This is a genomic window from Ruegeria sp. BB1, from assembly GCF_056539465.1.
This window is the reverse complement of sequence record NZ_JBQFVB010000006.1, coordinates 70,715-91,522: the sequence shown is the minus strand read 5'-3', so window position 1 is coordinate 91,522 and position 20,808 is coordinate 70,715. Positions and strand designations below refer to the sequence as shown.

General features: G+C 59.2%; 27 protein-coding genes. 12 read left to right on the top strand and 15 right to left on the bottom strand.

Annotated elements, in window-relative coordinates; translation table 11 throughout:
• Positions 1-104: 104 nt before the first annotated feature.
• Positions 105-926 carry an ABC transporter substrate-binding protein gene (locus tag ACR0AL_RS14380; protein ID WP_170351912.1) on the bottom strand — a complete coding sequence of 274 codons (822 nt, stop codon included), beginning with the start codon at positions 924-926 and terminating at the stop codon, positions 105-107.
• Entirely contained in the window at positions 923-1,900 is a 978-nt protein-coding gene (gene pip / locus ACR0AL_RS14375; protein WP_170351911.1) for a prolyl aminopeptidase, read from the bottom strand. The genes ACR0AL_RS14380 and pip overlap by 4 nt, the downstream gene beginning before the upstream one ends.
• Before the next feature lie 48 nt (positions 1,901-1,948).
• Between pip and ubiG the strand changes: the two genes are divergently transcribed.
• Both ubiG and ACR0AL_RS14365 read left to right on the top strand, forming a co-directional pair.
• Positions 1,949-2,695, top strand: coding sequence for a bifunctional 2-polyprenyl-6-hydroxyphenol methylase/3-demethylubiquinol 3-O-methyltransferase UbiG (ubiG, locus tag ACR0AL_RS14370; protein ID WP_480663514.1), 747 nt, complete (start codon positions 1,949-1,951; stop codon positions 2,693-2,695).
• Positions 2,696-2,704: 9 nt separating this feature from the next.
• Positions 2,705-3,010 carry a YciI family protein gene (locus ACR0AL_RS14365; protein WP_170351909.1) on the top strand — a complete coding sequence of 102 codons (306 nt, stop codon included), beginning with the start codon at positions 2,705-2,707 and terminating at the stop codon, positions 3,008-3,010.
• 1 nt (position 3,011) lies between these two features.
• On the opposite strand, the gene ACR0AL_RS14360 is transcribed toward ACR0AL_RS14365, so the two are convergent.
• From ACR0AL_RS14360 to ACR0AL_RS14345, 4 genes are read right to left on the bottom strand one after another with little or no spacing between them, the layout of a single operon-like run.
• Complete coding sequence (locus ACR0AL_RS14360) at positions 3,012-3,452, bottom strand: MarR family winged helix-turn-helix transcriptional regulator (RefSeq protein ID WP_170351908.1); 441 nt, start codon at positions 3,450-3,452, stop codon at positions 3,012-3,014.
• Between the two features lie 14 nt (positions 3,453-3,466).
• A complete protein-coding gene (locus tag ACR0AL_RS14355; RefSeq protein ID WP_480663512.1) occupies positions 3,467-4,297 on the bottom strand; it encodes a carbon-nitrogen hydrolase family protein in 831 nt (276 codons plus the stop codon).
• Positions 4,297-4,554, bottom strand: a complete 258-nt coding sequence (grxC, locus tag ACR0AL_RS14350; protein WP_170351906.1) for a glutaredoxin 3 — start codon at positions 4,552-4,554, stop codon at positions 4,297-4,299. The genes ACR0AL_RS14355 and grxC overlap by 1 nt, the downstream gene beginning before the upstream one ends.
• Positions 4,555-4,591: 37 nt before the next feature.
• A complete protein-coding gene (locus ACR0AL_RS14345; protein WP_480663510.1) occupies positions 4,592-5,356 on the bottom strand; it encodes a double zinc ribbon domain-containing protein in 765 nt (254 codons plus the stop codon).
• On the opposite strand from ACR0AL_RS14345, the gene ACR0AL_RS14340 reads away from it, so the two are divergent.
• Both ACR0AL_RS14340 and hemH read left to right on the top strand, forming a co-directional pair.
• Positions 5,337-6,167, top strand: coding sequence for a methyltransferase domain-containing protein (locus tag ACR0AL_RS14340; RefSeq protein WP_254440280.1), 831 nt, complete (start codon positions 5,337-5,339; stop codon positions 6,165-6,167). The genes ACR0AL_RS14345 and ACR0AL_RS14340 overlap by 20 nt on opposite strands.
• A gap of 57 nt (positions 6,168-6,224) precedes the next feature.
• A complete protein-coding gene (gene hemH, locus ACR0AL_RS14335; protein WP_480663508.1) occupies positions 6,225-7,274 on the top strand; it encodes a ferrochelatase in 1,050 nt (349 codons plus the stop codon).
• Between the two features lie 76 nt (positions 7,275-7,350).
• Here hemH and ACR0AL_RS14330 read toward each other — a convergent pair whose 3' ends face one another.
• A complete protein-coding gene (locus ACR0AL_RS14330; protein ID WP_010442520.1) occupies positions 7,351-7,533 on the bottom strand; it encodes a hypothetical protein in 183 nt (60 codons plus the stop codon).
• A 139-nt stretch (positions 7,534-7,672) separates the two neighbouring features.
• Entirely contained in the window at positions 7,673-8,272 is a 600-nt protein-coding gene (locus tag ACR0AL_RS14325; RefSeq protein ID WP_170351903.1) for a L,D-transpeptidase, read from the bottom strand.
• A gap of 169 nt (positions 8,273-8,441) precedes the next feature.
• Here ACR0AL_RS14325 and dalA point away from each other — a divergent pair, with 169 nt between their 5' ends.
• Complete coding sequence (dalA, locus tag ACR0AL_RS14320) at positions 8,442-8,957, top strand: divisome-associated lipoprotein DalA (protein ID WP_170351902.1); 516 nt, start codon at positions 8,442-8,444, stop codon at positions 8,955-8,957.
• Between the two features lie 67 nt (positions 8,958-9,024).
• Here dalA and ACR0AL_RS14315 read toward each other — a convergent pair whose 3' ends face one another.
• The 7 genes from ACR0AL_RS14315 to ACR0AL_RS14285 form a co-directional block, all read right to left on the bottom strand.
• The gene (locus ACR0AL_RS14315; protein WP_170351901.1) at positions 9,025-9,489 is read right to left on the bottom strand and encodes a PTS sugar transporter subunit IIA; all 465 of its coding nucleotides are present in this window, start codon (positions 9,487-9,489) and stop codon (positions 9,025-9,027) included.
• Positions 9,490-9,550: 61 nt separating this feature from the next.
• The gene (gene hpf / locus ACR0AL_RS14310; RefSeq protein ID WP_170351900.1) at positions 9,551-10,114 is read right to left on the bottom strand and encodes a ribosome hibernation-promoting factor, HPF/YfiA family; all 564 of its coding nucleotides are present in this window, start codon (positions 10,112-10,114) and stop codon (positions 9,551-9,553) included.
• A gap of 252 nt (positions 10,115-10,366) precedes the next feature.
• Positions 10,367-11,125: an LPS export ABC transporter ATP-binding protein gene (lptB, locus tag ACR0AL_RS14305; protein ID WP_170351899.1), complete on the bottom strand. Its 759-nt coding sequence runs from the start codon at positions 11,123-11,125 to the stop codon at positions 10,367-10,369.
• The gene (locus tag ACR0AL_RS14300; RefSeq protein ID WP_413247494.1) at positions 11,125-11,616 is read right to left on the bottom strand and encodes an LptA/OstA family protein; all 492 of its coding nucleotides are present in this window, start codon (positions 11,614-11,616) and stop codon (positions 11,125-11,127) included. Before ACR0AL_RS14300 ends, lptB begins: the two co-directional genes overlap by 1 nt.
• A gap of 3 nt (positions 11,617-11,619) precedes the next feature.
• Positions 11,620-12,201 carry an LPS export ABC transporter periplasmic protein LptC gene (lptC, locus tag ACR0AL_RS14295; RefSeq protein WP_174818944.1) on the bottom strand — a complete coding sequence of 194 codons (582 nt, stop codon included), beginning with the start codon at positions 12,199-12,201 and terminating at the stop codon, positions 11,620-11,622.
• 32 nt (positions 12,202-12,233) lie between these two features.
• A complete protein-coding gene (locus ACR0AL_RS14290) occupies positions 12,234-13,196 on the bottom strand; it encodes a KpsF/GutQ family sugar-phosphate isomerase (protein WP_170413017.1) in 963 nt (320 codons plus the stop codon).
• The gene (locus ACR0AL_RS14285; RefSeq protein WP_170413020.1) at positions 13,193-13,807 is read right to left on the bottom strand and encodes a ribonuclease D; all 615 of its coding nucleotides are present in this window, start codon (positions 13,805-13,807) and stop codon (positions 13,193-13,195) included. Before ACR0AL_RS14285 ends, ACR0AL_RS14290 begins: the two co-directional genes overlap by 4 nt.
• 198 nt (positions 13,808-14,005) lie before the next feature.
• Between ACR0AL_RS14285 and ACR0AL_RS14280 the strand changes: the two genes are divergently transcribed.
• From ACR0AL_RS14280 to ACR0AL_RS14250, 7 genes are all read left to right on the top strand, one after another.
• Positions 14,006-15,238, top strand: a complete 1,233-nt coding sequence (locus ACR0AL_RS14280; protein WP_480663505.1) for an MFS transporter — start codon at positions 14,006-14,008, stop codon at positions 15,236-15,238.
• Between the two features lie 36 nt (positions 15,239-15,274).
• A complete protein-coding gene (locus ACR0AL_RS14275) occupies positions 15,275-15,703 on the top strand; it encodes an Lrp/AsnC family transcriptional regulator (protein ID WP_170351894.1) in 429 nt (142 codons plus the stop codon).
• Positions 15,704-15,776: 73 nt separating this feature from the next.
• Positions 15,777-16,472, top strand: a complete 696-nt coding sequence (locus ACR0AL_RS14270; RefSeq protein WP_480649181.1) for a lytic transglycosylase domain-containing protein — start codon at positions 15,777-15,779, stop codon at positions 16,470-16,472.
• A 69-nt stretch (positions 16,473-16,541) separates the two neighbouring features.
• Entirely contained in the window at positions 16,542-18,569 is a 2,028-nt protein-coding gene (flhA, locus tag ACR0AL_RS14265; protein WP_174820573.1) for a flagellar biosynthesis protein FlhA, read from the top strand.
• Positions 18,566-19,339, top strand: coding sequence for a flagellar biosynthetic protein FliR (locus ACR0AL_RS14260; RefSeq protein WP_170351892.1), 774 nt, complete (start codon positions 18,566-18,568; stop codon positions 19,337-19,339). Before flhA ends, ACR0AL_RS14260 begins: the two co-directional genes overlap by 4 nt.
• Positions 19,336-20,424, top strand: coding sequence for a flagellar type III secretion system protein FlhB (gene flhB / locus ACR0AL_RS14255; protein ID WP_480663503.1), 1,089 nt, complete (start codon positions 19,336-19,338; stop codon positions 20,422-20,424). Before ACR0AL_RS14260 ends, flhB begins: the two co-directional genes overlap by 4 nt.
• The gene (locus ACR0AL_RS14250; protein ID WP_170351890.1) at positions 20,421-20,807 is read left to right on the top strand and encodes a hypothetical protein; all 387 of its coding nucleotides are present in this window, start codon (positions 20,421-20,423) and stop codon (positions 20,805-20,807) included. Before flhB ends, ACR0AL_RS14250 begins: the two co-directional genes overlap by 4 nt.
• The last annotated feature ends 1 nt before the right edge of the window (position 20,808 follow it).

Here is a 20,808-nt window from a genome sequence, read left to right as displayed (position 1 = left end):
ATTTCCGGTGGAGCCCCGGACCGAAGCCCGACACGCCGCTGTTGCAACTGCATATACGCAGGGTTTCTCGAATCTGCAACCCCCGGTGCACGACGTGATCGGATTTACGCCATCCACCACCGTTCGGCGATGCGGCCATCGTCCAGTGCGCGGCCCGCCCCGATCTGGCGCGGCATGCCCACATGTGGGGCCACGGCCAGTGCCATATCCGATTCGCTTGGGTGAAAACGCAGCCCGCGCTGGCCTTTCAACTCGCCGCCTGAGGGCAGCGCCGCCACGTCGACGAACCCGTCGCGCAACGCCTCGGCCCGGACACGGGCGTCGGGGATGACAATGATTTCGAACGTCTCGGCCCACCCGGCCTTGCCGTCCTTATAGTGCCCGACCACCTTGCGGCCCAGGAAATGACGATCATCCTCGGCGCGTTCCACGCGGTAGCATCCGGTACCATTGGCCGCGTGCAAAGGCGTCACGCCTTGTCCGTCGCGGGTGATGACAAAGCGGCTGTCGGCCAGCAGGAACGGCAGGCCCGGATTTGCCTCAGCCAGTTCAAGCTGCACCTGATTGGGCGATACGGCTTCGACCCGCCCAACATTGCCCAGAACTGCCATCACATCCGCAACGTCCAGCGGCACGCCATCGTGAAAGGTTACACCCTCGCGCAGATCGAACTGCCAGACCCGCGCATCCGCGTCCGTGTGCCAACCCGTCGCAAGCTCACCGCGCAAGGTGCCATCTGGGGCAATTTCGGTCAGAGTATCAAACACCGCCCCACGGGCCACCTGTTCCAAGCTGTCATCGCGTGGCACAGCCAGCCGCAGTGCACCACCGGCCTTAGGCGTATCCGCCAGCGACGCCCCCGTGGCCGCCAGCAAAGCTGCGGCAGCACCCGAGGCAAACAGAGCACGACGGTCAATCCGGGTCATACCACCCCCTCGGCCACGCGATCCATGATCCGGACCAGCTCGGCGCTGATACCGGGTTCAGACAGGGCGTGGCCTGCGTTGCGGACCATCTTCAGTTCGGCATTGGGCCAGCGTTCGGCCAGATTCCACGCGGCCTGTGGTGGGCAGATCATGTCATAGCGACCCTGCACGATATGGCCGGGGATATGAGCGATCTTGTCCATCTGGTCCAGAATCTGACCATCCTTCTCTAGGAAGGCGCTATTGATGAAATAGTGATTCTCAAGCCGCGCAAAGGCCCGCGCATATTCGCCAGGGCTTTCCCCCGTCCCGCCTTGGGCATGAATTGAAGCCAGCGCGTTCTCCCACGCGGACCAGGCCCGCCCATACAGGATTTCCGTGGCCCGATCCCCCGAAAACAGGCGTTTGTTATAAGCAGCGATCGTGTCGGTCAGCTCAGCCTCGGTCAACAGAGCGGTGAATTTCGCCCATTGCTCGGGCCAGAACTTGCCTGCGCCGCCGCCATAGAACCAATCAAGCTCGGCCTGTGTGGCCAGGAACACGCCGCGCAGCACCAGACGGTTCACGCGATCCGGGTGCGCCTGTGCATAGATCAGCGCCAGAGTCGCGCCCCAACTGCCGCCAAACACAGCCCAATCCTCGATATCCAGTAGGGTGCGCAACCGTTCGATATCGGCCACCAGATGCCATGTCGTATTGTCGGTCACCGACGCATGGGGCCGCGACCGGCCACAGCCGCGCTGATCGAATAGAATCACCCTATAGACGCTGGGATCGAAATAACGGCGCATCGCCGGGCTGCAGCCGCCGCCCGGCCCGCCATGCAGCACCACAACCGGTATCCCCTTTGGATTGCCGCATTGTTCCATATAAATGCGATGCCCTTCGCCCATATCCACCATTCGCTGATCGAACGGGTCGATCGGCGGGTACAGATATTGCACTGCGCGCTTTTGGTCCGGGTACTTGTCCATTATGGCCCTATATAGTCCTTAAACGTAAAAGAGCATACGGAGACAGGAATGCAAGCGCATCCGAACACTGTGGATCCATCCGAGATCGCAAAATTCGAAGCGATGGCCGCAGAATGGTGGGATCCTCACGGGAAATTCAAACCGCTGCACATGATGAATCCGTGCCGTCTGGATTATATCACACAGCAGATCGCGGGCGAATTTGACCGGGATTTGACCGCGCCGAACCCGTTTCAAGGCCTGCGTTTGCTGGATATCGGCTGCGGCGGAGGGCTGCTGAGCGAACCGATGGCGCGCCTTGGGGCCGAGGTCGTGGGCGCCGACGCCGCCGAGGGCAACCTGCCCGTTGCGCGCATCCACGCGGAACAGTCCGGGCTGGACATCGACTATCGCCACACCACCGCCGAGGCGTTGGCCGAGGCGGGCGAGCGATTTGATGTGGTGCTGAACATGGAGGTGGTCGAGCACGTGGCAGATCCGCTGTCCTATCTGACCGCAACGCGGCAATTGCTGAAACCCGGCGGGTTGGAGATTTGTTCCACCATCAACCGCAACCCGAAATCGTATGCTATGGCGATCGTCGGGGCCGAGGTCGTCATGCGCTGGCTGCCGCGGGGTACGCATGAGTGGAACAAGTTCATCACCCCCGATGAGCTGTTCGACCTGCTCCGCCAAGCCGGGCTGGAGCCAGTGGACCGCAAGGGGTTCGTATTCAACCCGATTCTTTGGAGTTGGTCGATCTCGGACCGGGATCTGAGCGTCAATTACGTCACAGCCAGCATTCGCCCAGAGTAAGGACTTTTTATGTCAGTAATCCCCGAAGGTAGCAGCCTGTTCGTCGTAGACATCGAATACATTGTACCAATGAATCAGGTGGAACCCGTAATCGACTCGCACATGGATTTTGTACACGCGTCTTATAAAGATGGCCGGTTCCTGATGTCCGGGCCAAAGGTTCCACGCAGTGGCGGCCTGATCGTGATGACCGCCGACAGCCGGGAGGAGGCTGAGAAGTATCTGGAACATGACCCGTTCGCACAGGAAAAGGTTGCCAAATTTCGCGTGACCGAGTTCCGGGCGTCCAACCTGCATCCCGCTTTGAAAGCCTGACTCACTCGTCTTCGAGTCGGATTCTCAAATCCCGCAGCACCGGCAGCGTGCTGCGGACACGCTCCAGCCCCAGCTCTCCAACGACGCGGTTGATCAGCGGCGCAATCGACGAAATTGCCTGATCGCGCGCACGACGACCGGCGGGGCTGATCGCGACCATCTTGCGGCGGGCGTCGTCCCAGTCGGGGCGGATATGGATGTAACCGGCCCACTCCAGCTTGGCCAAGGTGTTGGTCATCGCCCCTCGGGTCACGTGGAACGTATTGGCCAGCTGCGCGGGGCTGCGCTCATCTCCGACAAACACCAGATGGTTCAACACCGAGAAATGCGAGATTTCCATACCCTTGGGCAGCACCCGGCTCAGCCGGTTGCGCAATAGTTGATCGGCGGTCAGGATCTCGCTGAACAGCGTGACCGCTAGGGCATTATGTTCGTCAGTCATGGTCCGGTTCTGGATCAGGGCCCGTCGAAAGGCCGCACGTGAGTCAACGAGGGCACCCGACTGCGCGCCTCTGACACAGAACTATCATCCAAATCGAAAAAGTGAATGCCTGGATCGCCCCCTGCGTCGACAACGACCTCTCCCCACGGGGCCACAACCATGCTGTGACCGTAGGTTTGGCGCGTTCTGCCGCGGGTTTTCGGATGCTCTCCGGTCTGTGCCGGGGCCAGCACCCAACAGCCGGTTTCAATTGCCCGCGCGCGCAGCAGTGATTCCCAATGGGCTGCGCCGGTGACCGGCGAAAACGCTGCTGGAATGGTCAGAATTTGCGCCCCCGCCTGCGCCAAAGCGGCATAGAGATGTGGGAAACGGATGTCATAACAGATGCTCAGACCAACCGTGCCGAAATCGGTTTTGGCCAGCACCGCCTTATCGCCAGGGCGATAGTTTTTGGATTCGCGGAAGGTCTCAGATTCCGAGACCTGCACGTCAAACATGTGAATCTTGTCATACCGCGCCACAATCTGCCCTTGCGGGTTTATCAAAATGGAACGGTTGGCAAAACGCCCATCGGCATCGTGGGTTTTGATGGCCAAAGACCCGATCAGCAGCCAGACGCCCAGCGCGGCGGCCTGATCTCGCAAGCCCGCCAGCGTTTGGTCGTCTTCTTCATGCTGCAGAACGTCGCGCTGCCGGGTTGTGCTGGTGGACACACAGTTCGTCACCTCGGGCGTCAGAATGAACCGCGCGCCCTGACCTGCGGCCTCGGCCACCATGGCGCGCACCATTTCCAGATTTTCGGCCGGGTTATCCGACGAAGTGATTTGCAGCAGCGCGGATTTCATCAGGCCGCCAAAAGACGGTCCAGCTTGCCCTGACGGTCCAGTTCGTACAGATCATCGCAGCCGCCCACATGCTGCGTCCCGACGAAAATCTGCGGCACGGTGCGTTTGCCGCCTGCGCGTTTGATCATCTCTGGCTTGCGCTTGGGGTGCATCAGCACGTCGATCTCTTTGAATTCGACGCCTTTCTGTTTCAGCAGTCGTTTGGCCGCATGGCAAAAACCGCACAGCGGCGAGGTGTAGATTTCAACCGGTTTCATGTTCCGTCCCTTTGGGTTTCGCGTGATCTTCCGCGAATTAGGCATCCTTGGCAACGCGTGCCAGTACCAACACGAAAATATGATTTGCACCCGCTGCATGGCAGGCACGCGCACAGGCTGTCAGAGTCGCACCAGAGGTCATGACATCATCGACCAGCAAGATATCCCGTCCTTTAATGCGCGACCCCTGCCTGGGATACGCCGAGATCGCACCGGCCAGGGTTTCCGCCCGCTGAGCAGCGGTTTTCCCGTCCAGAACTGGCGTTCGTGCCCGTCGGTGCAACAGGTCCGGGCACACCTCAATTCCCGTTTCCCACCCCAGATGCTGGGCTAGCAATGCCGACTGGTTGTACCGCCGCTTGATCAAACGGGACCAGTGCAGGGGTACAGGCGCGATCAGCATGTTGTCGCGAAATAGATCCCGCCCGGCTTGCGCCATCCACCTAGCTGCTGGCTTTGCCAGCTCAGGTCTGTCGCCGTGTTTCAAGGCCAGAATCAAGGCGCGCGCCTTGCCATCGTACATCAGCGCAGCCCGACCATCCTGCCAGGGGCGGGCCGTTTTCATGCAGTCATCGCATTCGATCCGGTGACCATCCACCTCGCCCGGCAAGGGCACCCCGCAGCTTTCGCATACCACTCCGCCAATGAAAGGCGTGTCGCGCCAGCAAGCACCGCACAGGCCGAAATCCGCTTCGGTCAATTCACCACATCCCAGACATCGCGGTGGATAGATCAACTCGACAGCGGTTTGAATCCGCTGCCATATGCGGTAGTTGCGCCCTATGAAACTGCCTGAGTCCAACGCACCCTCTCTGTTCGACCGCCCAGCCCTGATCCGACACCGTGCCCGCGCGCGGGACGAGGCGCTGTTTTTGCATCGCGCCGCGGTGGATGAGGTGCAGGATCGGCTCTCCATGGTTAATAAAACCTTTACGGCCCCGGCGATTGTGACGCCGTTTGCGCATATCTGGCAGGACGTTTTGCCGGAGGCACAGATCGTTTCGGATGACGATGTTCTGGACCTAGCACCCAGAGCGCATGATCTGGTGATTCACGCCATGGCGCTGCATTGGGCCAATGATCCGGTGGGGCAGCTGATCCAATGTCACCGCGCCCTGCAGCCCGACGGCTTGCTGCTGGTGGTGTGTCTCGGCGGTGAAACCCTGCACGAGTTACGCGCCGCCCTTGGGCAGGCCGAGATCGAGGTCACAGGTGGCCTCAGCCCCCGTATCGCCCCGATGGCCGAGCTGCGCGATCTGGGCGGGTTACTACAACGCGCGGGGCTAGCGCTGCCGGTCGCCGATACCGCTCGTCTGACGGCGGAATACCGCGACTTGACCCATCTGATGCATGATCTGCGCGCGATGGGAGAGACCAACAGCCTGTCCGGACGCATGAAACACGCCACACAGCGGCAGGTCTTTGCCCGGGCGCAGCAGATTTACGCCGATCACTTCCCGACACCGCAGGGGCGTTTGTCCTCCACTTATGAATTGATTTGCCTGACCGGCTGGTCACCCGATGACAGCCAGCAAAAACCATTGCGTCCGGGATCAGCGCAGGCGCGCTTGGCCGAGGCGCTGGGAACGAAAGAAGGCAAACTGTCCAATTGACGACCGGAGATTTCCGGTTATCTCAGCCAGATACAGTGAACTCTCAGGAAGCTCGAAATGTTTGACGCCACTCGCCCCGATCATGCCCCTGCGGACCACCCCAAGGTCAAAATGGGCCGCGTCGGCATCCTGCTGGCCAATCTTGGCACACCGGACGACTATAGCTATTGGCCGATGCGCCGGTATCTGAACGAGTTTCTGTCGGATCAGCGCGTTATCGACTATCCCAAATGGAAATGGCAACCGATCCTGCAGGGAATCATCCTGACCAAACGCCCGTTTAGCTCGGGCGAAGCGTACAAATCGATCTGGAACCACGACAAGGGCGAAAGCCCGTTGATGACGATCACCAAGGACCAGACCGCCAAGCTGCGCAAAGCAATGCAGGCGCGTTATGGCGATCAGGTGCTGGTCGATTTCTGCATGCGCTACGGCAACCCGTCGACCAAATCGAAAGTGCGCGAAATGGTGGCGGCGGGCTGCGACCGCATCCTGTTCTTCCCGCTTTATCCGCAATATGCGGGCGCGACGACGGCCACCGCCAATGATCAGTTCTTCCGCGCTCTGATGGATGAAGCCTGGCAACCGGCCGCCCGCACCGTACCTGCCTATTTCGATGAACCCGCCTATATCGACGCTCTGGCCGGGTCGGTGGAACAGGCCTATGCAGCGATGGAGACCAAGCCGGATATATTGGTTTGCTCCTATCACGGGATGCCGGAACGGTATTTGCAGCAGGGCGATCCATACCACTGCCAATGCGCAAAAACCTCGCGCTTGCTCAAGGAACGGCTGGATTGGTCGGACGATCAGCTTGTTTCAACCTTTCAGTCGCGATTCGGGCCTGAGGAATGGTTGAAGCCGTATACGGTCGACCACGTGGCCGAGCTGGCGCGGCAGGGCAAAAAAAACATTGCCGTGATCGCACCGGCGTTTTCCGCCGATTGCATCGAAACGCTGGAAGAGATCAACGAAGAAATCAAGGAAAGCTTCGAAGAGGCGGGCGGTGAAACCTTTACCTATATCTCCTGCCTCAACGATGATGATTCGCACATCGCGGCATTGGGCAAGGTGATCGGAGACAATCTGAAGGGTTGGCTGGACTAAGCAGCACCCATCAATCAGGCATGAAAAAAGGCGGTGGATCGCTCCACCGCCTTTTCTCTAGATGACGCTCGTCAAATTAGCTTGCTGCAACAGCTGCGGCAACTACGACCAGCAGGATCAGCGGCAGGATGATTCCCTGCGACGAACCTTGAGTTTCCTCTACAACAACCGGTGCTTCAACAACCGGCTCTTCCAGGTTACCGGCATAAGCGGTCGAAGCAGCAGCAGTCAGTGCAGCGGCGAGAACGAGTTTCTTCATATTAACCTCCAGAATTTGCACGGTTCCAAATAGTGAAACCGCACACCCAAGACTTACCTCGTGTTTTTTTCTAACCAGCTATCCGACTGGAATGCAATTGCAACTTGCGCCGCAAGCGGGTTCGTGCGCGAAAATGTCGTCAAATTAGCAACACTTGCGTGCCGACCTTCGCCATTGAAAACAATTCCGCGATATCCTCATTGAACAATCCGATGCACCCATTCGACGAACGGCGGCCGATTTTGCGCGTGTCATGTGTTCCGTGGATGCGATAATACTTCCAACTTAGATACAAAGCGTGCGTTCCCAATGGGTTATCAGGACCCGGCGGGATATAATCCGGCCATTCGGGGTTGCGCTTTTTCATCGAGGGCGTGGGTGACCAGCTCGGACCCTCGACTTTGCGGATCACACTTGTACGACCACGGCGCGTCAGCTCCTCGGTCAGAGGTACGGACGAGGGGTAAAGTTTATACACCCGCTGGTCGTCGGACCAGTAATGTAACGCGCGCGAGACGGTATCGACCAGAATGGCCCCGTTATTTGTGTTCGAGAAATAGGGTTGCCAATCCAACGCACGAAAGCCCGAGATATTTCGCCGCACATTGGGTTCCGCCTCGGGTGCGGGGCGCAGCGGGTCGCCGGGAATGTATTGCGCAATCGCAGGTGAGGCCAGCAGGGCTGAAGCCCCGGCCAGGAATCCGCGACGGGAAGCTACATGAATGTGTTTCTTGACCATGAGGGGCGGTCCTTTGCTAAGGCCAGTCTGAAAATCTGTCGTATTCTATTGCCAGAATGCTTCAGTCGCAAATCAAACCGGCAGAATCACGCAGAATGGGTCCATTGTGCGTTTGCTCAAGACGGTCTGTCACGCTATGCCGTAGATTAACACAATCATCAGGTCGATCATGACGCGTATTATTTCATTACTGTTTACCTGCTTTATTGCGCTGGCCGCATGTACACCCAGCAGCACCCCGACATATGGATCGGATGGCCGGCCGCTGCCGACCGTCTACAAAATCCGGGGCAATCCCGAAAAACTGCAGTTCCGCATGCTTGATTCGGTCAACGCATTGCGTCAGGCGCAGGGCTTGCAGTCAGTGCAGCTGAATTCGCAGCTTAATGCCGCGGCCGCCACCCACGCCAAGGACATGGCACGGCAAAACCGCCCATGGCATTTTGGGTCGGACGGATCATCGCCAATCGACCGCGCCCAGCGCGTGGGCTATTTTGGCACGTTCCTGGGTGAAGCAATTTCCGAGACCTATGAAACCGAAACCGAAACGCTGGCCGCCTGGATGCAGGAACCTGGTCCGCGCTCGGTGATTTTGGACCCCAAGGCCACGCAGATGGGTTTTGCATGGCATCAGGAAGGTGGCGGGAAAATCTGGTGGACGTTGGAAATGGGCGCTGGCGGTTAACCGCAACCCCATCCGAAAACGAAAAAGCCCCCGGAAAACCGGGGGCTTTTTTCATATCCTTAAAGGCTTAGGCCGCTTGCATAGACTGCGCTTCGGTCAAAATCGCATACAACTTGACCGGGTCCGGGTTGGCCCGCAACTTGGCGCAGACCGAGGTGTCACGCAGGGTGCGGGACACCAACGCCAGTGCTTTCAGATGATCCACCCCGGCCTCTTCTGGGGCGAACAGGGCAAAGGCGATATCGACCGGCTGGCGGTCAACCGATCCGAAATCGATCGGTTTTTCCAACATGACAAACACGCCTGAAACGTTTTCCAATTCAGCCATACGGGCATGCGGCAAAGCCACGCCATGACCCACACCAGTCGGCCCCAGGCTTTCCCGTTCCAGCAGCCCTTCGACAACAATCTGGGCATCAAGGCCCAACGCTGCCTCAGCCACATCCGCAATTTCCTGAAACAACCGCTTCTTGCTGGAAGCGGCGGACAGTACGCGAACTGCTTCGGGCTTCAATATGCTCGAAAGCTCCATGATTACGCTCCATGGCGATGCCCCCACATTTGCAGGGGCCTGCCTTTGCTATTCTTGCCTGTTACGGATCGATCCAGCCGATATTACCGTCCTCCCGACGATAAACGACGTTCAATCCGTCCTTGTTTTCATTCCGGAACACCAGCACCGGGGCGCCGGCCAGTTCCATCTGCATGACGGCTTCACCAACACTCAGCGATGGGATCTTGGTTTCCATCTCAGCCACGATCATCGGCTGCAGAGATTCGGGTTCGGCTGCCGAGTCAGATTCGTCAGAGGCGAGGATATAGGACGACGCCCCAAAGAGTTCAACAGGCTCAGACCGATCCTTGTGGTGATCCTTCAAACGCCGCTTATACCGGCGCAGCTGTGTTTCCATCTTGTCGCAGCAACCTTCGAACGCTGCATAGATTTCAGTTGCATGAGCTTTGGCCTGCGCCGTCAGCCCCGTAGAAAGATGTACGGTGGTTTCGCATACATATTCATGCGCTGAACGGGAAAAGACGACGTTGGCATCTGTCGGACGCTGGGCATATTTGCCCACAACCTCGCCCAGTTCGGTCTGCACGTGAGTTTGCAGCGCCGCGCCGATGTCGATCTGTTTTCCGCTGATTTGGTAACGCATGTGATCTCCTTCACAATTCACACCCATTCTTACGTCACGTTACGCGACGCACGTGTTTTTATCGGGTGGGGGAATAAGGCATATCCTGCAGTAGCCGCGCCATTTGCCCTTCCAGGAAGGGGCATCGTGATCCAGACGGAAACCGAAGAATTGCCATGACCCAATTGAGGCAAGAGACGGCGGGAGAGTCAATCAAAACAGACGTGTATATACGTGATTTCCGCCATGCAGTCGGCGCATTTCTGCGCAAGCCTATGATATACGGAAATTTTCACCCAGATAAACGCGCCGGACGTTCTCATTTTCGACCACTTCGTCCGGGGTGCCAGACATCAGCACCTGACCGTCATGCAGGATATAGGCGCGATCCACAATCTCCAACGTTTCCCGCACGTTATGGTCGGTGATCAGAACCCCGATACCGCGTTTTTTCAGATCAGCGACCAGGTGGCGGATATCGCCCACGCTGATCGGATCGACACCCGCAAAAGGCTCATCCAACAGCAGGTATTTCGGATCGGCCGCCAGACAGCGCGCAATTTCAACCCGGCGGCGTTCACCGCCCGACAAGGCCAGCGCGGGTGCCCGGCGTAGGTGTTCAATCGAAAAATCCGATAGCAGCTCTTCCAGCCGCTCTTTGCGGCGATGGGCATGGCGGACGGTGATATCCAGAACCGAGGCGATGTTGTCCTCGACGCTCATGCCGCGGAAGATCGACATCTCTTGCGGCAGATATCCGATGCCCAAACGCGCGCGGCGGTACATCGGCAATGTCGTCACGGTCTGCCCGTCGATCGTAACCGTGCCCGCCTCGGGGAAGACCAGCCCGGCAACCGAGTAGAACGTGGTGGTTTTGCCCGACCCGTTCGGACCCAGCAGCGCCACGACCTCGGACCGGTCAAGCGTCATCGACACATCGCGGATCACGGTCTTTTTGCTATAGGATTTCCGTAGCTTTTCTATTCTGAGGCCGGATTGCCCCTCGGCCACGGTCAGTTCAGGCCGCGCCATCAATTATTGCCCTGCTGCAGGATGGTTTTGACATTGCCTGTCATCGTTGCCGTGCCAGTGGTCAGATCAGCATTCATCTGATCGCCGCTGATGGTGCTGGGCCCCTGCGTTAGCAGCACATTGCCCTTCATCACGATCACACCTGAATCAATGGTGTATTCGGCCCAGTCACCCTCGGCCGCGTCGGGCGGGCTGACCAGAACCACATCTTCGGTCGCTTCCATCCGCTCGATACCCGAGCGATCCTCATTATACAGAACCAGCACCCGTTCAGCGGTCAGGCGCATTTCCCCCTGAATGACGATCACATTGCCTACAAATTCGGCCGAGCCGTTTTCTTGATTGACGTTGAGGGTTTCCGAGGTCACCTCGACCGGCAGCGAAGGGTCAGCCTTGACCGCGCCAAACGCAACCTGAGTCTCCTGCGCCGCCGCAGAAAAAGCACCAAGTGTCAGTACAAGGCAAAGTGGAACAAATCGAAAATCGAACACAGGTTATCTTTCTGCTTTTTCAGGCTCGTATATCAGCTTCACGCCGTCTGTAAAAATAATATGGACCGGTCCGTCCTTTTTTTCCGTTCCAAAGGTCATGCCACCTGCTGAAATGTTGCCGAGAATTCCGGTGCCGTGCACCTCACCCGGCGCGTCACCGCGAATTTCATCCAGCGCGGTGTTCAGCAGATCGGTTGTGATCTCGGTGCCATCGGTCGAGGTGATGACCACATCGCCAATAAAGGTTGCGGTGTTTTTGTCGGGGCGGATCATGCCAGAGTTGGAATCCAACGTGATAACGCCGCCGCCCGAAAGGCCCAGGCGGCCCCGGAACTCGGCCGCTGTCGGGGTGGAAACTTCGGTGCCCTGCGTGGCGCGGGTTGCTTGGATCTGGACCTCTTCGCCCTTGCGCGTGGTGCCGCGGTAGTTTGGCTGCGTCACCACCTGATCGGCCAACCGTTCGTCGATATCCTGTTGGGAAAAGGGCACGGACACATTGGTTTCGATGCTGCGCGACAGCAAGAACACAGTGGACAGCATCAAGATGGCCACCAACGGCAGCACCACCTTAAAAAACTGAACCATGCGTGAATGTCCGTCCACCGCTCAGCCCCTACCTAGCCCAGACCGACGCGCAAGCAGTCGTGGATGTGCAGCAGCCCCTCGGCCTGCCCCTGTCCTTCGGGATCAACTACAAACAGCGAGGTGATCTTGCGATCGTTCATGATCGCAACCGCCTCTTCCGCCATAGCGTTTGGTGCGATGGTCATCGGGTTGCGGGTCATCACCTCTTCGGTGGTTCTGTTCAGCAACCCTTCCATGTTCCGCCGCAAGTCACCATCCGTGACGATACCCATCAGGCGGCCCGCCTCGTCGGTCACGCCGACGACACCAAAGCTTTTCTGGCTCATGACCAGCAAGGCTTCGCTCATCGGGGTGCCAACAGGCACCACGGGCAGGTCGGCATGCATCAGATCGCGCACAGTGGACAGCTGCGCCCCCAGTTTGCCGCCGGGGTGGAAGGCGCGGAAATCCTCGGGCTGGAAGTCGCGGTATTTCATCAGCGCAATGGCCAATGCATCGCCCATCGCCAATGTCAGCGTGGTCGAGATCGAGGGCACCATGCCGAACCCGCAAGCCTCACCCAGCGACGGGATCAGCAGATGCACATCGGCCTGCTTCATCAACGTGCTTTCCGGCTTGCTGGACAGGCCGATCAGCGGAATGCCAAAGCGGCGGGTAAAGGCCAGCAGGTTTACCAGTTCCGGTGCCTCGCCCGAATTGGAAATCGCCACAACCACATCACCTTTGGAGACCATGCCCAGATCCCCATGGCTGGCCTCGGCCGGATGCACAAAATAGGCAGGCGTGCCGGTGCTGGCCAGAGTGGCCGCAATCTTGTGACCGATATGGCCGGATTTGCCGATGCCGCTGATGATGATGCGACCCGGAGCCTGCAGGATCATCTGCACGGCTTCGGCAAAGTGCTCGTCCAGACTGTCGGCCAGCACGTCCAGCGCGCGGGCCTCGTCGGCGACGACCTGTTTGGCGGTTCTCAGAAAGGACTCGTTATCAGTCATGAGTGTGCAAAGATATCCGTTTCGGGCCAGCCTGCGAGGTCAAGTTTCGCACGCATCGGCAAGAAGTCAAAACACGCCTGTGCCATCTCGGCACGGCCTTCGCGGGCCAAACGCCCGTCCAGCGCATCGCGTAGCTGATGCAAGTACAGAACGTCCGAGGCCGCATATTCCAGCTGAGCGTCGGTCAGGGTTTCGGCCCCCCAGTCGCTCATCTGCTGCTGCTTCGAAATATCGACACCAATCAGCTCCTGACACAGGTTCTTCAGGCCATGACGGTCGGTATAGGTGCGCACCAGACGGCTGGCGATCTTGGTGCAATAGACCGGCGCGGCCAGTGCGCCAAAGGTGTGGTACATCGCGGCAATGTCAAACCGTCCAAAATGGAATAGCTTTAACACGTCGGGGTTTTCCAACATGGCGCACAGGTTTGGTGCGTGCGTCTGGCCCTTTTCAACCTGCACGATATGGCTGTTGCCGTCGCCGCCCGACATCTGGATCACGCACAGGCGGTCGCGATGCGGGTTCAGCCCCATGGTTTCGCAATCAATGGCCACCACTGGGCCCAGGTCCAACCCGTCCGGCAGGTCGTTTTTATAAAGATGGTTCGCCACGGGGTCTTCCTTTATGCGATATCGCCCCCGAGATAGGAGGTTTGGCCCGTAAACTCAACGCCATCAATAGAATGCGACAAACATGCGCGGATTTCTTGACCCCAACTGCTTTGCCAGGAAAATGGATAAGGCCGCAGTGCGTCTGGCATTAAGCAGGCCCTGACGCGACGCCAAATTGAAAAAAGGTCCGAACCGCCGATGCTGAGTGTCCTGCGAAACCGCACCTATCGCCATCTGTTGGGAGCTCAGGTCGTTGCGTTGACAGGCACCGGTTTGGCGACAATTGCGTTGGGGCTACTGGCTTATGATCTGGCAGGTGGCGCGGCCAGTCTGGTGTTGGGAACCGCGCTGACGATCAAGATGGTGGCTTATGTGGTCGTCGCCCCACTTGCCGCAGCCTTCGCAGAGCGGCTCGACCGCCGCCGGATGCTAGTGACGTTGGATCTGGTGCGTGCGGCAGTTGCGGTCTGTCTGCCTTTCGTGACCGAGATCTGGCAGGTTTACGTGCTGATCTTTGTCCTGCAATCCGCATCCGCCGGGTTCACCCCGGCGTTTCAGGCCACCATCCCCGACGTGCTGACCGATGAGCAGGACTATACCAAGGCGCTCTCCCTGTCGCGGCTTGCCTATGATCTTGAAAGCCTGCTCAGCCCTGCTCTGGCCGCAGCGCTTTTGCTGTTCGTCAGTTTCGACAGCCTGTTCTGGGGTACGGGGCAGGGGTTCATCGCCTCGGCACTGTTGGTGGTGTCGGTTGCCCTGCCCTCACCCAAACCGACAAGACGCCGTGGTATTTATGACCGTACGACACGCGGCATTCGTCTTTACCTGAGCACACCCCGACTGCGCGGATTACTTGCCCTGACTTGGACAGCAGCGACCCTCAGCGCGATGATTATCGTCAATACGGTTGTAATTGTGCGGTCCGATTTGGGCCTGTCGGAAAGCGCTGTGGCCATAGCGTTGGCCGGGTTCGGCGGTGGTTCGATGCTGGCCGCATTTGCCCTGCCCAAACTGTTAGATCGGTTCATGGACCGCACCGTTATGCTAGGCGGGGCCATTTTCGGAACCCTGGCAATTGGTCTCTCTGCCATCCTGTTCGCGGCTATGCCGATCTCTCTGATCGGTCTCGCAATACTCTGGGCCTGCATCGGGTTTGGCTATTCCGCCACGCTGACGCCTTCAGGCCGGTTGCTGACCCGCTCGACCCGATCCGAAGACCGACCAGCCGTGTTTGCCGCCCAGTTCACCCTGTCGCACGCCTGCTGGCTGGTGCTATATCCACTGACCGGCTGGATCATGACCACAACCAGCACGGCGGCAACGTTGGGCTGGATGACCCTGATCGCGGCCCCCGGGGTTATGGTGGCCCTTGTGATCTGGCCGCGTTCGGACCGGAAAGCCGTTTCAAAAGAACATGCTGACATGTCTTGAGCCCCCCTGCCCCGGTACATTACACCTTGGTGCATCATGGATCAGCTAGACCGTCGCATCATCGCCGCCCTGCAGCACAACGCTCGCGAATCGACCACCAAGATTGCCGCGAAGCTGGGCGTGGCCCGAACCACCGTGCATGAACGCATCAGCCGCATGGAAGAGCGTGGCGTGATCGCAGGCTATTCGGTGGTTCTGAACAGCCCCGAAGACGCCCCGAGCGTACAGGTGGTCGTGCTGCTGGAAGTGCAGCAAAAGGAAACCAAGCGTATCATCAATCGGCTTGAGGCTTACCCCGAGGTCAAGCTCTGCCTGTCGATAAATGGCGAGTTCGACCTCCTGCTATCGGCCGAGGCCCCGCGGATCGAGGACCTGGATATTCTGGTTGATGATCTGGCCAAGATCCCCGGCGTGCTGCGCACCAATACCAGCGTTGTCTTCGGCCGCCGGATTGATCGAATCTGAACGGCTGATAACCCTCTGTAAACCCTAGCAGGATTAGCTTGGCCGGGACTGATCAGAATCCCGGACCGGCAGAATGCCCCATCGTTTGATCTTTGGCCTGAGTTTGCTTGCGTTGAGTGCGGCGCAACAGGTCTTTGCCATGCCCGATGCCAGCGGTGCGGGCATTTGCGATGCAGCCGCGCGCCGCGCTGCCCAATCCCAGGGTGTACCGCTGGATGTCTTACGCGCGATTGCGCGGGTGGAAACCGGGCGGTTGCGGGACGGGCAGTTGGAACCCTGGCCCTGGACCATCAATGTCGAAGGGCAAGGATACTGGTTCACGTCCGAGTTTGAGGCGAAATCTTACGTTTTCGACATTTTCAAAGCAGGCAAGCGCAGCTTTGACATCGGCTGTTTCCAGATCAATTACCGTTGGCACGGCAAGGCATTCCGGTCCATCGACGCCATGTTCGACCCGGATGAAAACGCCACCTACGCCGCCCGGTTTCTGAATGAACTGTATGCCGAGCTTGGATCGTGGCCCGCAGCCGTTGGGGCCTATCATTCCCGCACACCATCGCTGGCCAATGCTTACTCGGGCCGGTTTCAGACCGTACTGGCACAACTGGATCAATCCTTGCCCACTGCCCCGGAACGGGCCGCGCGCGACCCGTTTACCACCGCCGCAACCCCTCTGATCCCGGTCAACCTGCCGCAACCGGGTGGCGGCGCGCTGGGGTCGCTGGTTCCGCCTTCGGGCACTGCCACCGCCTTTATCTCGTTCAACTAGGAGGCATGCGTGTCCAAGATCGACGCCCGTTCCCTGTTTTCTCCGACCGTGCTGCTGGCGCTGGCGCTGATGACGGTCATCGTGATGATGATCCTGCCGATGCCCGCCTGGGTGCTGGATGTGGGGTTGGCAGCCTCGTTCGCGCTGGCGATCCTGATCTTTACGCTGACGCTGTTTATCGAACGGCCTCTGGATTTCTCGTCTTTCCCGACAATCCTTTTGGCCTCGCTGATGCTGCGGCTGTCGCTAAACGTATCCTCAACCAAGCTTATCATCGGAGAGGGGCACACGGGACCCAATGCCGCTGGGGACGTGATCGAAGGTTTTGCCGACTTCGTCATGGGCGGCAGTATCTTTCTGGGGTTGGTGGTGTTCGGCGTGCTGCTGATCGTAAATTTCATGGTCATCACCAAGGGCGCTGCCCGCATGGCCGAGGTCGGCGCGCGGTTCGCCCTGGACGGCATGCCGGGAAAACAGCTCGCCATCGACAGCGACATGTCCGCCGGGGCCATCGACCACCAACAGGCTAAAGAACGCCGCGAGCGTGAGCAGCAAGAGACGACGTTTTTCGGCTCTCTCGATGGGGCGTCGAAATTTGTCAAAGGCGATGCGATAGCCGGACTGCTGATCACGTTGCTCAACCTGGTGATGGGATTGATCATGGGTGTGATCGTCCATGGGATGCCAATCTCATCCGCGTTCGAGACCTATGCCATCCTGACCGTCGGTGACGGGCTGGTGTCGCAAATCCCGGCGGTGATCATATCGATCGCGTCAGCCCTGTTGCTGGCCCGCGGCGGTACGCAGGGGGCGACCGACAATGCAATCTTCTCGCAGCTGGGCCGGCATCCAGCGGCCCTGGCAACAGTTTCCATGTTGATGGTGCTGTTTGCGCTGGTGCCCGGCCTGCCCTTTTTGCCATTCATCCTGGGGGCGGGTGTTCTGGGCTATGCGGCCTATTACGTCCATCGCAAGCAAAAGAGCGAAGCGGAAGAGGCGCTGGCCCCAACACCGCAGAAAGACACACCGGTCTCGCAAGCCATTGGCGATATTTTGGACCTGGACGATGTGCATCTGGAGTTTGCCCCCGATCTGGTCAGCATGGTCCTCAACCCCGGCACCGGGCTGGACGCGCGCATCGCTAATATGCGGACCTATGTGGCCTCAAGCTTTGGCCTGATCCTGCCTGACATCCGCCTGACCGACCGCGCCGATCTGCCCATGGGCACCTATGTAGTCAAGGTCCAGGGCGTCGAACAGGCGCGCGGCGTGTTGAACCCCGATCTGGTTCTGGCGCTGGTACAGGATGACCGCGACATGCTGCCCGAGGGTAATGACGTGACCGAGCCCGTCTATGGCGCCCCCGCCCGCTGGATTCTGCCCAAGGATCAAGAGGCCGCCGCGCTTAGTGGGGCCACCATCGTTTCCCCGCCCGAGATTCTGGCCACTCATCTGCTTGAGATCATCAAACAGAACTTCTCACGCCTGCTGACGCTGAAATCCCTGCGCCGCCTTTTGTCCGAGATGACACGGCTCAGCGATCCGGTTCGGGCCGAGGCTAACCGCAAGCTTCTGGACGAGTTGATCCCGGACAAGGTACCGATCGACACGCTACATGCGGTGCTGCGTCTGCTGCTGGACGAACGGGTCTCGATCCGCAACATGGCGCTGATTCTGGAAAGCGTGGCCGAGGCGCGGCTGACCACCACCCAACCCGAAGGCATCTGCGAACTGGTCCGGCAGAGATTGGGTTTCCAACTGGTGGCCGAGATGAAACGCGAAGACGGATCGATCCCGCTGATCCAACTGGCCCCGGAGTGGGAGGATACCTTCACCACCTACCAGATCGACGCGCCTGCAGCGGGTCTCGACGTGGCGCTGCCGCCGAACCTGTTCAACAAGCTGGCCGATGGCGTGGTCGACAGTGTCGCGCAATCCGCCGATCACGGGCTGTTTCCGGCGTTGGTCACCTCGACCCGCCGTCGCCGTTTGCTGCGCACCATCATGCACGCGCGCGGCATAGCCAACCCGGTGCTGTCGTTCGAAGAAATCGGGCTCGAGGCGCGGCCTTCGCTGGTTGGAACGGTGCCCGCGTGATCGCGCTACCGCCCGAGCTTTTGCCCCAGCTGGGTGAGGGTTTGTGGCACCTCTTTGCCGTCTTCCTGCGTGTCTCGGCCATGGTGTCGCTGCTGCCCGCCTTTGGCGAGCGCAGCATTCCGACCCGCGTCAAATTCGGCATCGCGGCTGCCTTTACCCTTATTGTGACACCAGCGATTGCGGCGCCTGTTGCCCCACCCGGCCTGTTGCCAATGGCAGAATTGGTTCTGACCGAAGTGCTGATCGGGATGGCCTTGGGTATGTCGCTGCGACTGTTCGTGCTGGCCCTGCAAACGGCAGGATCGATTGCGGCGCAGGCAACATCGCTGTCGCAGATTCTGGGTCCAGCCGCTGCAGATCCCGTGCCCGCGATGGGATATCTTCTGACACTGGCTGGCCTGACACTGGCGGTTTTGCTCGGCCTGCACATCCGCGTCGCTCAGTTTCTGATCCACAGCTATACGCTGTTTCCAATGGGCACCCCAATACTAGCCCCGGACCTGTCGCAATGGGGGGTGCAGCAAATTGCGCGCAGTTTTGGGTTGGCGTTTGCGCTGACTATGCCCTTCGTGATCGCCTCGCTGATCTATAACCTTGCGCTTGGCGTCATCAACCGCTCGATGCCGCAGCTGATGGTGGCGTTCGTTGGCGCTCCGGCCATTACTTTTGCGGGCCTGTTCCTGTTGTTCGCGGGCACGCCCCTGATCTTGTCTGTCTGGTCTGATGCCTTTTTTGCCTTCATGCTGAACCCGCTTGAGGACCCAAGATGAGCGGGTCCGAAGACGACAGCGACAAGTCCTACGAGCCGACGCCGCAGAAGCTCCAGAAAGCGCGCGAAAAGGGTGAGGTTGCCAAGTCCAACGACCTGTCCGTGGTTGCCGCTTATGCCGGGTTCCTCATTGCCCTGTTCGCGGCCGGGCAATTCGGTGTGCAACATATGGGAAGCCTGTTTGTCGTGATGATTAATCAGGCCGACACAATCGCTCCCTTGCTGACCGACGGGCCCGCCGCAAGCCCGGTCGGTGGGATGGTCAAAACGGCGCTGTTGTCCGTCACGGTTCTGTTTGCTGTGCCCGCCGCCGCTGTTCTGCTCAGCCTGATCGCCCAGCGTGCGCTGATCTTTGCGCCCAGCAAACTGAAACCCAAACTGTCCCGCATCTCGATCATCTCGAATGCGAAAAACAAATTCGGGCGCGGCGGCCTGTTCGAATTCGCCAAGAGCTTTGTGAAACTGGTGATCTACGGCACCTGTCTGGCGCTGTTTCTGCGCTCCAACCTAAACGAGATTCTGTCCGCCAGCGCCGCTCCGGCGCGGTCATCGGTCATGCTGATGATGAATTTTCTGTTTCGCTTCCTGTTCATCGTCATCACCGTGGCGCTTGCCATCGGGGTGATCGACTATCTTTGGCAACATGCCGAGCATATTCGCAAGAACCGGATGTCGCGCAAGGAAATTCAGGACGAAACCAAGGATGCCGAAGGCGACCCGCATGTCAAACAACAACGCCGCCAGCGCGCGCAGGATATCGCCACGAACCAGATGATGTCCGACGTACCCTCGGCGGATGTGGTGATCGTCAACCCGACCCATTACGCGGTGGCCTTGAAATGGGCCCGGACGGCGGGGTCAGCCCCTGTTTGCGTGGCCAAAGGCGTGGAAGAGGTAGCCTCAGCAATCCGGGGTCGGGCTGCTGAGGCTGGTGTTCCCATTCATTCCGACCCGCCCACGGCCCGCGCCCTGCATGCCGCCGTCGAGATCGGACAGGAAATCGCGGAAGAACATTATCGCCCCGTCGCTGCTGCCATCCGATTTGCAGAGGCGATGCGCAAAAAGGCCAAAGGACAGATCAGATGAAACAAGCAGCCCTATCAGACCTGAAAAACGTTACAGAGGCCGTGTTTCAAAAAGAATACAACGCCCTGCGCCCCCTGCTAGAGGCTGAAGCACGCGCGCAACACCAATTGGCGCGGCTGGACGCGCAGGTCAGGCAATCACGCCAAGACAGCACCGCGGCCGAGGGGTACCGAGTCACTGGCACCGATGTGTTGTGGAACGGTTGGGAGTCGGCCACGCGCCGCCAGTTGAATATGGAACTGGCGCGGATTCGGGCGCAAAAACTGTCGGCGATGGACGCGCTGCGCTCGGCCTTTGGCCGCAAACAAGCCGTCACCAACCTGTCAGACGCCCAGAAAAAGGCACACAAACGCGCCCAGCACCGGAAATCGTCACCCTACTAAA